The sequence below is a fragment of the Bradyrhizobium sp. Ce-3 genome, assembly GCF_022835695.1.
Lineage (GTDB): Bacteria > Pseudomonadota > Alphaproteobacteria > Rhizobiales > Xanthobacteraceae > Bradyrhizobium.
This window is the reverse complement of record NZ_BQUV01000007.1, coordinates 59,086-71,865: the sequence shown is the minus strand read 5'-3', so window position 1 is coordinate 71,865 and position 12,780 is coordinate 59,086. Positions and strand designations below refer to the sequence as shown.

The following is a 12,780-nucleotide window of genomic DNA, read 5'->3' as shown; positions in this document are numbered from 1 at the left end:
ACCGGATCAATTTTGCGACCGCAAGGTTATCGAGGAAAAGACCATGACTGAAATTCGCGTTCCAACGCTCGGCGAATCCGTCACCGAGGCGACGATCGGCCGCTGGTTCAAGAAGGCCGGTGAGGCCGTCGCGGTGGACGAGCCGTTGGTGGAGCTGGAGACCGACAAGGTCACCATCGAGGTGCCGGCGCCGGTCGCCGGCACGCTCGGCGAGATCATCGCCAAGGACGGCGAGACCGTCGCCGTCGGCGCGCTGCTCGGCCAGATCAATGACGGCGCGGCCCCGGCGGCCAAGCCCGCTGCTGCCGCCGCGCCCGCCAAGGCTGCCGCCCCGGCCGCTGCGGCTCCTGCCGCCGCTCCCGCACCTGCCGCGCCAAAAGTGCCGCCGGCGGATGCGCCGCTGGCGCCGTCGGTGCGCAAGCTGTCGGCCGAAAGCGGCGTCGATGCCTCGACCGTTCCGGGCTCCGGCAAGGACGGCCGGGTGACCAAGGGCGACATGCTGGCCGCGATCGAGAAGGCGGCCTCGGCGCCGACCCCGGTCAATCAGCCGGCCGCCGCCGTGCAGGTCCGTGCGCCCTCGCCGGCCGACGACGCCGCGCGCGAGGAACGCGTCAAGATGACCCGGCTGCGCCAGACCATCGCGCGCCGCCTCAAGGACGTGCAGAACACCGCCGCGATGCTGACGACCTTCAACGAGGTCGACATGACCGAGGTGATGAAGCTGCGCGCGCTCTACAAGGATACGTTCGAGAAGAAGCACGGCTCGAAGCTCGGCTTCATGGGCTTCTTCACCAAGGCGGTGGTGCAGGGACTGAAGGACATCCCGGCGGTCAACGCCGAGATCGACGGCTCGGACCTGATCTACAAGAACTACTACCACATCGGCGTTGCGGTCGGCACCGACCGCGGCCTGGTGGTGCCCGTGGTGCGCGACTGCGACCACAAGTCGATCGCCGAGATCGAGAAGGGAATCGCCGATTACGGCCGCCGCGCCCGCGACGGCCAGCTCAAGATCGACGAGATGCAGGGCGGCACCTTCACCATCACCAATGGCGGCATCTACGGCTCGCTGATGTCGACGCCGATCCTCAACGCGCCGCAGTCCGGCATCCTCGGCATGCACAAGATCCAGGAGCGGCCGATGGTGGTCGGCGGCAAGATCGAGGTCCGCCCGATGATGTATCTGGCGCTGTCCTACGATCACCGCGTCATCGACGGCAAGGAAGCGGTCACCTTCCTGGTGCGCGTCAAGGAGAGCCTGGAAGATCCGGCCCGCCTGGTGCTGGACCTCTGAGGTCATTCGCACGCGACGTCCGGGTCTGTTCGGGCGTCGCGATTCGTTGGGTGCTCATGTTTGGGGATCGATGTGACGGATAAGGTCGTTGTCATTACCGGCGGCAGCCGCGGCATCGGCCGCGCCACCGCGCTTGCCGCCGCCGCGCGCGGCTACCGCGTCGTGGTCGGCTATGCGTCCAACCAGGCTGCCGCGAAGGAGGTCGTCGCCGCGATCGAAGCCAGGAACGGCAAGGCGATCGCGGTGAAATGCGACGTCGGCAGCGAGCAGGATATCCTGGCGCTGTTCAAGGCGGCGGACGGCTTCGGCACGCTCGGCGCGCTGGTCAACAACGCCGGCATCGTCGGCAAGAGTGGCGTGCGGGTCGACGAGATGTCGGCCGAGCGCATCCAGCAGATGATGGCCGTCAACGTCACCGGCAGCATCCTGTGCGCGCGCGAGGCGGTGAAGCGGATGTCGACCAGGCATGGCGGCCAGGGCGGCGTCATCGTCAACCTGTCCTCGGTCGCGGCGAAGCTCGGCGCGCCCAACACCTATGTCGACTATGCGGCCTCCAAGGGCGCGATCGATTCCTTCACGATCGGCCTCGGCTACGAGGTCGCGAACGAAGGCATTCGCGTCGCCGGCATCCGCCCCGGCCTGATCGACACCGACATTCATGCCGCCGGCGGTGAGCCCGACCGCGCGCACCGGCTCGCCCACATGGTGCCGATGAAGCGGGTCGGCACTGCCGATGAAATCGCCAACGCCATCGTCTGGCTGATCTCGGACGAGGCGTCTTACGTCACCAGCGCGATCCTCGACGTGTCGGGCGGTCGCTAGAAATACGCGAAGCGGGCAGCGGTCTTCGGACAGATTGCGCTCGCCCAATTGTCACAGAGTTTAGCTACAGGACCTCAATCATGGCTTCTTACGATCTCGTCGTCATCGGCACTGGCCCCGGCGGTTACGTCTGCGCGATCCGCGCGGCGCAGCTCGGCATGAAGGTTGCCGTCGTCGAGAAGAACGCGACGCTGGGCGGCACCTGCCTCAATGTCGGCTGCATGCCGTCGAAGGCGCTGCTGCACGCCTCCGAGATGTTCGAGGAAGCCGGGCACTCCTTTGCCAAGATGGGCGTCAGCGTCCCGGCGCCGAAGCTCGATCTGCCGGCGATGATGAACTTCAAGCAGCAGGGCATCGACGGCAACGTCAAGGGCGTCGAGTTCCTGATGAAGAAGAACAAGATCGACGTGCTCAAGGGCACCGGCAAGATCCTCGGCGCCGGCAAGGTCGAGGTCTCCGGCGACGGCAAGTCCGAGGTCGTCGAGACCAAGAACATCGTGATCGCCTCCGGCTCCGACATCGCGCGGTTGAAGGGCATCGAGATCGACGAGAAGCGCATCGTGTCGTCGACCGGTGCGCTGTCGCTGGACAAGGTGCCCGGGAGCCTGCTGATCGTCGGCGCCGGCGTGATCGGGCTCGAGCTCGGCTCGGTTTGGCATCGCCTCGGTGCCAAGGTCACCGTGGTGGAGTTCCTCGACCGCATCCTGCCCGGCATGGACGGCGAGGTGGCCAAGCAATTCCAGCGCATCCTCGAAAAGCAGGGCTTTACGTTCAAGCTCGGCGCCAAGGTCACCTCGGTCGACACCTCCGGCATGACGCTGCAGGCCAAGGTCGAGCCGGCCGCCGGCGGCGCCGCCGAGACCATCGAAGCCGATGTCGTGCTCGTCTGCATCGGCCGCGTGCCCTACACCGAAGGGCTCGGGCTGAAGGAAGCCGGGGTCGCGCTCGACAATCGCGGCCGCGTCGAGATCGATGCGCACTTCTCGACCAATGTGAAGGGCATCTACGCGATCGGCGACGTCGTGGCCGGGCCGATGCTGGCGCACAAGGCGGAAGACGAGGGCGTCGCCTGCGCGGAGATCATCGCGGGCCAGGCCGGCCATGTGAACTACGACGTCATTCCAGGTGTTGTGTATACCACGCCGGAAGTGTCGTCGGTCGGCAAGACCGAGGAAGACCTCAAGCAGGCCGGCGTCGCCTATACCGTCGGCAAATTCCCCTTCACCGCGAACGGCCGCTCCAAGGTCAACCAGACCACCGACGGCTTCGTGAAAGTTCTCGCAGATGCGAAGACGGATCGGGTGCTCGGCGTGCATATCGTCGGCATTGAGGCCGGCGAAATGATCCACGAAGCCTGCGTCCTGATGGAATTCGGCGGCTCGGCCGAGGATCTCGCGCGCACCTGCCACGCCCATCCGACCCGCTCCGAGGCCATCAAGGAAGCCGCGCTTGCGGTCGGCAAGCGCGCCATCCATATGTGATCGAACGTCCCGCGCGAGCGGGGATGAGATCATAGCGATGTTGCGCCGCCTGCTTCAGCCGATCTGGGTCCTGCTTGCGATCATTTTCCTGATCGAAGCCTGGTTATGGGATCACGTCGAGCCGATCGTGGCCCGGGTGGTCGCCTGGATCCCGCTGCGCGCGCTCAAGCAATGGCTGGCCGACCGGGTCGATTCGCTGTCGCCGGCGATGACGCTGATCGTCTTCGTCGTGCCGCTGATCCCGCTGTTTCCGCTCAAGCTGGTCGGGCTCTGGCTGCTCGCGAACCAATACTGGTTCAGCGCGGTCTCGCTGATCCTGTTCGCCAAGATCGTCGGCGTCGGCGTCACCGCCTTCCTGTTCGACGTGACGCGGTCGAAATTGCTGGAGATGCCCTGGTTCGAGGCGCTCTATAATTTCGTGATGGCGCTGCGCGCCAAGGCGACCGCGCTGGTCGAGCCGGTCAAGCGGCGCATCCTCGAGATGATCAGCGGCGACGGCGACGGCTGGACCGCGCGCACCCTGCGCCTGATCGCACGCTTCCGCAAGAGCGTGCACCAGACCAGCAAGGTTCTCTAAGCAAGACTCCCCGGCTCCGTCACCCTGAGGCGCGCGCTCTTGCGCGCGTCTCGAAGGGTCGACGGCCACCAGCCGGGCCGTTCATCCTTCGAGACGCGCTACGCGGCCCTCAGAATGACGGTCGCCGTTCGCCTCAATGCAGATGCAGCAGATGCGGCTGGAACAGGCCGAGCAGCGTCATCACGACGCCGGCGAGCGTGACCAGGCCGGAGACCCAAACCAGCGCGGCGATGCCGGTGATGATGGTCGCGGACGCCAGCACGATGGCGATCTGGAAGGCGGCGGAGGCGAGCTCGAAGTGATGATATTTCGCGGTCGCCTCGTCGCGTTCATGCTCGGCGTGCTTGGCGCGTTCGGCGAGTTGCTCTGAACCTTCGCCGGTCTCCGGCTCCGAGCGGTAGCGGGCCGCGGTCTTCAGCCAGTCGTCGATCTGCTTCTGCAGGGCGGCCTTGGCCGCCTCGTCGGTGGTGGTTGCGAGGTTCAGCTTGCCCTGTTCGGCGGCGGTCTGCACCGCGGTGCGGCGGATGCTCTTGGCCTGGAAGAAGGCCCAGAGGTTGGAGGCCTCGACGTTCTTGCTGATCGATTCGGTCTGCGCGCCCTTGCCGAGCGTTTCCGACAGCGCCAGGCAGAGCGCGATCACGGCGATCAGGAGCGCGATCTTCTTGTTCTCGCCCGACGCATGCTCGGCATGCTCCGCGTGCTCCATACTTTCATGTGCGCTCATGATTCCCCCTCCGGACGAGACCGCGCCACGATTGCCGAATGCGGCGCGCAAGGCAAGGGGCGGGCAGTTTGGAGTAGCGCTATGAAGATGAACGGAGCATGACGGCGGGGCCAAGCCCGCGCCTTATTTCAGAGCCGAGCGTTCAACCGCGCGGATGCGCCGAGCGATAGACTTCGAGCAGCCGCTCGCTGTCGATGCCGGTGTAGATCTGCGTCGTCGACAGCGAGGCGTGGCCGAGCAATTCCTGGATCGCGCGCAAGTCGCCGCCGCGGCTCAAGAGATGCGTGGCAAAGGAGTGCCGCAGCGCATGCGGCGTGGCGCTGTCGGGCAGGCCGAGCGCGCCGCGCAGCCGCTCCATGGTGAGCTGGATGATCCGCGGGCTCAACGGGCCGCCGCGCGCCCCGACGAACATCGGCCCGGTCGGGCTGAGCTGATGCGGGCAGATCGCGGCATAGTCCGCGATCAATTGCAGCACGTTGTGCAGCACCGGCACCATGCGGGTCTTGTTGCCCTTGCCGGTCACGACGAGGACGTCGCCTTCGCCCGGCTTCGGCACGTCGCGCCGCTTCAGCCCGAGCGCCTCGGAGATGCGCAGGCCCGAACCATAGAGCAGCGCCATCACGGCCGCGTCACGCACCAGGATCCAGGTTTCGCGGCTTTCATCGGCACGCTCGTCGGCGTCGGCAAGGCGCTTCGCCGCTTCCATATGGATCGGCTTCGGCAGGCTCTTTGCCACCTTGGGCGCACGGATCGCCGAAAGCGCGCCGACCTTGCCCTTGCCTTCGCGTTCCAGGAAGCGCCCGAACGAGCGCAGCCCCGCCAGGGCCCGCATCAGCGATCGGCCGCCGATCTCGTCCGCGCGGCGCATCGCCATGAAGGCGCGGACATCGCTCGCCTCTAGCGCGGAAAATGCCTTGAGCGTGACGCGCGCGCCCCAGTGCTCGGCCAGGAAGGCCAGGCATTGGCGGACATCACGCGCATAGGCCTCGAGCGTCTTCGGCGACAGCCGCCGTTCCGCGCGCAGATGCGACAGCCAGCGCGTCATCTCCTGCGTGACTGAAGTGTCGGCGCAGTCGAGTTCGAGCGGTGGGTTGGGCTGATCGGTCCGGGCCATCTGTTAAGGGCTATTGGCGCTGCGATTCTCCTGATTATATCGCATTGCCTTCGTTTACCGTTCGCTAAGACCGCGCGGCGGTGCTAGCCCAAACGGGTTCAAGGTTTCTGATTCAATGGACCACACCACGCGCCCCGGCCCGGCCCCCGCATCGACGACACGCGTAGTCGATGTGCTGGTGCCCGTCGCGCTGAACCAGACCTATTCCTATCGCGTGCCGCGCGGCATGGAGCTTGCGCCCGGCGACGTGATCGCTGTTCCGCTGGGGCCGCGCGAAGTCGTCGCGGTGGTGTGGGCCGAGAATGCCAGGCCCGATCCGCGGCTGCACAACCGGCTCAAGGACGTCAGCGAGAAGCTCGATGTTCCGCCGCTGCGGCCGGAGCTGCGCCAGCTCGTCGACTGGGTCTCCACTTACACGCTGTCGGCGCGCGGCATGGTGCTGCGGATGACGCTGCGGATGGGCGAGAACCTCGGGCCGGAGCGGACCCGCCTCGGCGTCCGCCTGGTCGGGGAGCCGCCGCGGCGCCTGACGCCGGCGCGCCGGCGGCTGATCGAGGTGCTGTCGGATGGCTTGCTGCACGGCAAGTCGGAGGCGGCGCGGGAGGCCGGCGTCAGCTCCGGCGTGGTCGACGGCCTGGTCGACGAGGGCACGCTGACGGTCGAGGCGATGCCGCCGCCCGCACCGCCACCGATTCCCGATCCCTCCTATGCGCGGCCGGATTTCTCGCGCGAGCAGCGCAGTGCGGTCGACGTGATGCGGACGCTGGCGGCGAGCGGCAGCTTTCACGTCGCGCTGCTCGACGGCGTCACCGGTTCCGGCAAGACCGAGGTCTATTTCGAGGCGATTGCCGAGAATATCCGGCGCGGCAAGCAGACCCTGATCCTGATGCCGGAGATCGCGCTGACCGGCCAGTTCCTCGACCGTTTCGCGCAGCGCTTCGGCGTACGGCCGCTGGAATGGCATTCGGAGCTCACGCCGCGCACGCGGGCGCGCAACTGGGCCGCGATTTCCGAGGGCAAGGCGCCGGTCGTGGTCGGCGCCCGCTCGGCGCTGTTCCTGCCCTATGCCGATCTCGGGCTCATCATCGTCGATGAGGAGCACGACCAGGCCTACAAGCAGGATGACGGCGCGCATTATCACGCCCGCGACATGGCGGTGGTCCGCGCCCATATCGCCAAGATTCCGATCGTGCTGGCGTCGGCGACGCCCTCGGTCGAGAGCGAGGTCAATGCGCGCAAGGGGCGCTACCAGCGCGTCGTGCTGCCGTCGCGGTTCGGCGGCCAGCACATGCCGCATATCGAGGCGATCGACATGCGCCGCGCCCCGCCGCCGCGCGGTCGCTTCATCTCGCCGGTGCTGGCCGAACAGATTCGCCACGCCATCGAGCGTCGCGAGCAGGCGCTGTTGTTCCTCAATCGCCGCGGCTATGCGCCGCTGACGCTGTGCCGCGCCTGCGGCCACCGCTTCGCCTGCACGATCTGCGACGCATGGCTGGTCGATCACAGATTCCGCCAACGGCTGGTCTGTCATCACTGCGGCTTCTCGATGCCGCGCCCGAACATTTGTCCGCATTGCGCGGCCGAGGAATCGCTGGCTGCGATAGGCCCCGGCGTCGAGCGCCTGCAGGAGGAGGCGGCTCAGATCTTTCCCGAGGCCCGCACCATGGTGCTGTCGAGCGATCTCATCACCTCGATCGAGACCATGCGCAGCGAGCTCAACGAAATCGCCGAGGGCCGCGTCGACATCATCATCGGCACCCAGCTGGTGGCCAAGGGGCATAATTTCCCGCGGCTCAATCTGGTCGGCGTCATCGATGCCGATCTCGGCCTGAGCAATGGCGACCCGCGCGCCGCCGAGCGGACGTTCCAGTTGCTGAACCAGGTGGTCGGCCGCGCCGGCCGCGAGCAGGGCCGTGGCGTCGGCTACCTGCAGACCCATCAGCCGGAACATCCGGTCATCAAGGCCCTGATCGCCAATGACCGCGAGGCATTCTACGCCAGCGAGATCGACATCCGAGAGCGCACCGGCTATCCGCCGTTCGGCCGGCTGGCGAGCCTGATCATCTCCGCCGGCGACCGTCCGACGGCGGAAGGATTTGCCCGCAAGCTCGCGGCGCTGGCGCCGCTCGACGAACGGATCCAGGTGCTCGGCCCCGCCGAGGCGCCGCTTGCGGTCATCAAGGGCCGCTACCGCTTCCGCCTGCTGGTGAAGTCGCTGCGCAATGTCGATCTGTCGCAATATCTGCGCGACTGGCTGGCGGCGGCGCCGAAGACCACGGGCAATCTGAAGCTCGAGATCGACGTCGATCCGCAGAGCTTCCTGTAATTTCCACTCTCGTCATTTCGGGACGCGCCACCCGAACTCGGGTCTACCCGAGTTCACCAGATTTCAAGTGTCCAAGTCGGCAACCGCCGACTTGGATGGCGCCGCCCTCAGATGCGCAATTGCGCATCGGGGAATGACGAAAGGCAAAAGAAAAAAGCCTGCCGTCATTTGCGACGGCAGGCCATTCTTGGCGCGAAGCGGGCCTCGCGGCCGGTACGCAACGCAACGCTTACTGAACGCGTTTAGATGACCTCGGCGGTGACGCGGCCGACGCCGGCACCGGTCAGGCCGATGGCGCGGGCAGCGCCCGTGGAGAGGTCGAGCACGCGGCCGCGGATGAACGGACCACGATCGTTGATGGTGACGACGACGCTGCGGCCGCCATGGGTGACGCGGAGCTTGGTGCCGAACGGCAGCGAGCGGTGGGCTGCGGTCATGGCGTTCTGGTTGAAGCGCTGGCCGGAAGCGGTGCGGCTGCCCGATTCGTTGCCGTAGAACGAGGCCATCCCGGAGAACGAGTGGCCGCCGGACGGCTGGATCGATGCATTGGCGTCGCGCCAGGACGAGCCTTCGGCGCGGGCGTGGTGATGATGGTGGTGGCGCTGATGGTGGTGCCTGGACTTCGCGGACGCCTCGGTCACGCTGCCCCCGACCAGGATAGTTGCGGCGACAAACGCAAGCGCCGTACGCGAGCGGGTTACATTGCCCGCCGCCTTCTTGATATTCAGCATTGATAAGACCCTCAGACAGTATTGCCGCTAACGCGGCAAGTGGAACCCCCGTCCCTTCGTTGACCAAGGCCGTTTGGTTTCCCAATGAGGCACGAATTGGGCAGTAAATCCCGATTGTCTCGCGTTGAAATATCTTGTTACCGCCTTGGGGTAATCAATCGAGGTTCCGTAATCTTGTGCGTTAACTGATTTTTAACGATCAATATACTTACGAATACTGATTAAATGGCCTGCAGTAAGTTTTCAGTAAGTAATCGCCAAATGAAACCGCGGCGCGTTCCGGGTTCCCTGCGCGCTCGGCCATAGGCCCATGCAAATTTCGATTGGAACAAATCCGAGGCGGTGTGAATCGGCGCCGGCGCGCCGGATTTCCGCACTCCGAATTTTCCCGATTCGACCGTCGGCTGCGGTCGCAAAAAACCGCATGCGACAAGGCGGCTCTCACGATGCCGTCATGTTGCACCTGCGCGATTGCTATGTTAGCAAAGCCGCGATTTTAACGGTCCCGGCACGTCCTGTGCCGGTCGAAAATCGAAGTCCCGCTTGAATTCCAAGGGCTTGGATCGCTAGGCGCTGCTTTGGTGGCGACGGTTTTTCCCTTGCGAATTTGACAGCAAAAAAGAGCGAGCTCGTGGCTGCTGAAGATCCGTCCGTTTCGGGAGTGTCCGGTCGTTACGCAACGGCCCTGTTCGAGTTGGCGCGCGACGAGCAATCCGTCGATCAAGTGAAGGCCGACCTCGACAAGTTCGATGCCATGCTCAACGACAGCGCCGACCTCAAGCGGCTGGTCCGCAGCCCGGTGTTTGCTGCCGACGCCCAGCTCAAGGCGCTGACCGCGGTGCTCGACAAGGCCGGCATCGCCGGTACCTCGGCCAAATTCCTCAAGGTGCTCACCGCCAATCGCCGGCTGTTCGCGGTCGCCGATGTGATTCGCGCCTATCGCGCGCTGGTGGCGAAGTTCAAGGGCGAGGCGACCGCGGAAGTCACCGTCGCCGAGCAGCTCAATGACAAGAATCTCGACGCGCTGAAGGCCGCACTGAAATCAGTGACGGGCAAGGACGTCGCGCTCAACGTGAAGGTCGATCCCTCCATTATTGGTGGCCTGGTGGTCAAGCTAGGTAGCCGCATGGTGGATAGTTCGCTTCGCACCAAACTCAATTCGATCAAGAACGCGATGAAAGAGGCAGGCTGATGGACATCCGCGCCGCAGAAATTTCTGCGATCCTCAAGGACCAGATCAAGAATTTCGGCCAGGAAGCCGAAGTCACCGAAGTTGGCCAGGTGCTGTCGGTCGGTGACGGTATCGCCCGCGTCTACGGTCTCGACAACGTCCAGGCCGGTGAAATGGTCGAGTTCGAGAACGGCACGCGCGGCATGGCGCTCAACCTCGAAACCGACAACGTCGGTATCGTCATTTTCGGCGCCGACCGTGAGATCAAGGAAGGCCAGACCGTCAAGCGTACCCGCGCCATCGTGGACGCGCCGGTCGGCAAGGGCCTGCTCGGTCGCGTCGTCGACGCGCTCGGCAACCCGATCGACGGCAAGGGCCCGATCCAGGCCACCGAACGCAAGCGCGTCGACGTCAAGGCGCCCGGCATCATTCCGCGCAAGTCGGTCAACGAGCCGATGGCCACCGGCCTCAAGGCGATCGATGCGCTGATTCCGATCGGCCGCGGCCAGCGCGAGCTGATCATCGGTGACCGTCAGACCGGCAAGACCGCGATCGCGCTCGACACCATCCTGAACCAGAAGCCGCTCAACGCCCAGCCGGACGAGAGCCAGAAGCTGTACTGCGTCTACGTCGCGGTCGGCCAGAAGCGCTCCACCGTCGCGCAGTTCGTCAAGGTGCTCGAAGAGCAGGGCGCGCTGGAATACTCGATCGTCGTTGCGGCGACCGCGTCCGACCCGGCTCCGATGCAGTACATCGCGCCGTTCACCGGTTGCACGATGGGCGAATACTTCCGCGACAACGGCATGCACGCCGTGATCATCTATGACGATCTGTCCAAGCAGGCCGTCGCCTACCGCCAGATGTCGCTGCTGCTGCGCCGCCCGCCGGGCCGCGAAGCCTATCCGGGCGACGTGTTCTATCTGCACTCCCGCCTGCTCGAGCGCGCCGCCAAGCTCGGCAAGGACCACGGATTGGGCTCGCTGACGGCGCTGCCGGTGATCGAAACCCAGGCCAACGACGTGTCGGCCTACATCCCGACCAACGTGATTTCGATCACCGACGGTCAGATCTTCCTGGAAACCGATCTGTTCTTCCAGGGCATCCGCCCGGCGGTGAACGTCGGTCTGTCGGTGTCGCGCGTCGGTTCGTCGGCGCAGACCAAGGCCACCAAGAAGGTCGCGGGCAAGATCAAGGGCGAGCTGGCGCAGTACCGCGAAATGGCGGCGTTCGCGCAGTTCGGCTCCGACCTCGACGCGTCGACGCAGCGCCTGCTCAACCGCGGTTCGCGCCTGACCGAGCTCCTGAAGCAGCCGCAGTTCTCGCCGCTGAAGATGGAAGAGCAGGTTTGCGTGATCTGGGCCGGCACCAACGGCTACCTCGATCCGCTGCCGCTCAACAAGGTGAAGGCGTTCGAGGACGGTCTGCTCTCGCTGCTGCGCGGCAAGCACGTCGACATCCTCAACGCGATCCGCGACAGCCGCGACCTGTCCGACGACAGTGCCGCCAAGCTGAAGGCGGCGGTCGAAGGCTTCGCCAAGACGTTTGCATAACGAATGGGGCGCCGCCCGGCTCGCCGCCGGGCGTGACGAACTGAGGCTTGCGATCTGACCATTGTGGTCGGATCGCCGGGGTGAACGAAGAATGGCGTCACTAAAAGACATGCGGGTCCGCATCGCCTCGACCAAGGCGACGCAGAAGATCACCAAGGCCATGCAGATGGTCGCAGCTTCCAAGCTGCGCCGTGCGCAGAACGCCGCCGAAGCGGCGCGGCCCTATGCCACCAAGATGGATGCGGTGATTTCCAACATCGCCGCCGCGGCCAATGGCACGCCCGGCGCGCCGGCGCTGCTCGCGGGCACCGGCAACGACCAGGTGCACCTGCTGCTGGTCTGCACCGGCGAGCGCGGCCTGTCCGGCGCTTTCAACTCCGCCATCGTGCGCCTGGCGCGCGAGCGGGCGACCGCGCTGCTGGCGCAGGGCAAGGAAGTCAAGTTCTTCTGCGTCGGCCGCAAGGGCTACGAGCAGCTGCGGCGGACGTTCGAGAAGCGGATCGTCGAGCACCTCGACCTGCGTTCGGTGCGGCAGATCGGCTTCGTCAATGCCGAGGACATCGCCAACAAGGTGCTGGCGCGGTTCGAGGCCGGCGAATTCGATGTCTGCACGCTGTTCTATTCGCGCTTCCAGTCGGTGATCGCGCAGATCCCGACCGCGCAGCAGATCATTCCACTCGAAGTGGCTGCGCCCGCCGCCAGCGCGGCGCCCGCGACCTCCTACGAATACGAGCCGGAAGAGGACCAGATCCTCGGCAGCCTGCTGCCGCGCAACCTCGCGGTGCAGATCTTCCGCGCGCTGCTCGAGAACAACGCCTCGTTCTATGGCGCGCAGATGAGCGCGATGGACAGCGCGACCCGCAATGCCGGCGAGATGATTCGCAAGCAAACCCTGATTTACAACAGAACCCGTCAGGCCCAGATCACGAAGGAGCTGATCGAGATCATCTCCGGCGCTGAGGCGGTCTAAGGCAGATTTCGAAGGAGAAC

At 65.6% G+C, this 12,780-nt stretch carries 11 protein-coding genes; 8 read left to right on the top strand and 3 right to left on the bottom strand.

The genetic code is table 11. The annotated features are described in order from the left end of the window. Positions 1-43 precede the first annotated feature (43 nt). From odhB to BRSPCE3_RS23750, 4 genes are all read left to right on the top strand, one after another. Positions 44-1,294, top strand: coding sequence for a 2-oxoglutarate dehydrogenase complex dihydrolipoyllysine-residue succinyltransferase (odhB, locus tag BRSPCE3_RS23765; protein WP_244068722.1), 1,251 nt, complete (start codon positions 44-46; stop codon positions 1,292-1,294). Positions 1,295-1,366: 72 nt separating this feature from the next. Beyond that, complete coding sequence (locus tag BRSPCE3_RS23760) at positions 1,367-2,116, top strand: SDR family oxidoreductase (RefSeq protein ID WP_244068721.1); 750 nt, start codon at positions 1,367-1,369, stop codon at positions 2,114-2,116. 80 nt (positions 2,117-2,196) lie between these two features. Further along, positions 2,197-3,597 carry a dihydrolipoyl dehydrogenase gene (gene lpdA, locus BRSPCE3_RS23755; RefSeq protein WP_244068720.1) on the top strand — a complete coding sequence of 467 codons (1,401 nt, stop codon included), beginning with the start codon at positions 2,197-2,199 and terminating at the stop codon, positions 3,595-3,597. A gap of 37 nt (positions 3,598-3,634) precedes the next feature. Beyond that, a complete protein-coding gene (locus BRSPCE3_RS23750) occupies positions 3,635-4,174 on the top strand; it encodes a hypothetical protein (protein WP_244068719.1) in 540 nt (179 codons plus the stop codon). A 133-nt stretch (positions 4,175-4,307) separates the two neighbouring features. On the opposite strand, the gene BRSPCE3_RS23745 is transcribed toward BRSPCE3_RS23750, so the two are convergent. Further along, the gene (locus BRSPCE3_RS23745; protein ID WP_244068718.1) at positions 4,308-4,898 is read right to left on the bottom strand and encodes a DUF4337 domain-containing protein; all 591 of its coding nucleotides are present in this window, start codon (positions 4,896-4,898) and stop codon (positions 4,308-4,310) included. A gap of 142 nt (positions 4,899-5,040) precedes the next feature. Continuing rightward, positions 5,041-6,012, bottom strand: coding sequence for a tyrosine recombinase XerC (locus BRSPCE3_RS23740; RefSeq protein ID WP_244068717.1), 972 nt, complete (start codon positions 6,010-6,012; stop codon positions 5,041-5,043). Between the two features lie 115 nt (positions 6,013-6,127). Here BRSPCE3_RS23740 and BRSPCE3_RS23735 point away from each other — a divergent pair, with 115 nt between their 5' ends. Further along, positions 6,128-8,338, top strand: a complete 2,211-nt coding sequence (locus tag BRSPCE3_RS23735) for a primosomal protein N' (protein ID WP_244068716.1) — start codon at positions 6,128-6,130, stop codon at positions 8,336-8,338. Between the two features lie 242 nt (positions 8,339-8,580). Here the strand turns inward: BRSPCE3_RS23735 and BRSPCE3_RS23730 are convergent, their stop codons facing one another. Continuing rightward, a complete protein-coding gene (locus BRSPCE3_RS23730) occupies positions 8,581-9,069 on the bottom strand; it encodes a septal ring lytic transglycosylase RlpA family protein (protein WP_244068715.1) in 489 nt (162 codons plus the stop codon). 631 nt (positions 9,070-9,700) lie between these two features. On the opposite strand from BRSPCE3_RS23730, the gene BRSPCE3_RS23725 reads away from it, so the two are divergent. From BRSPCE3_RS23725 to BRSPCE3_RS23715, 3 genes are all read left to right on the top strand, one after another. After that, the gene (locus tag BRSPCE3_RS23725; protein ID WP_244068714.1) at positions 9,701-10,261 is read left to right on the top strand and encodes a F0F1 ATP synthase subunit delta; all 561 of its coding nucleotides are present in this window, start codon (positions 9,701-9,703) and stop codon (positions 10,259-10,261) included. Continuing rightward, complete coding sequence (gene atpA / locus BRSPCE3_RS23720; RefSeq protein ID WP_244068713.1) at positions 10,261-11,790, top strand: F0F1 ATP synthase subunit alpha; 1,530 nt, start codon at positions 10,261-10,263, stop codon at positions 11,788-11,790. Before BRSPCE3_RS23725 ends, atpA begins: the two co-directional genes overlap by 1 nt. Positions 11,791-11,881: 91 nt before the next feature. After that, positions 11,882-12,760: a F0F1 ATP synthase subunit gamma gene (locus BRSPCE3_RS23715; RefSeq protein ID WP_244068712.1), complete on the top strand. Its 879-nt coding sequence runs from the start codon at positions 11,882-11,884 to the stop codon at positions 12,758-12,760. Positions 12,761-12,780: the final 20 nt, after the last annotated feature.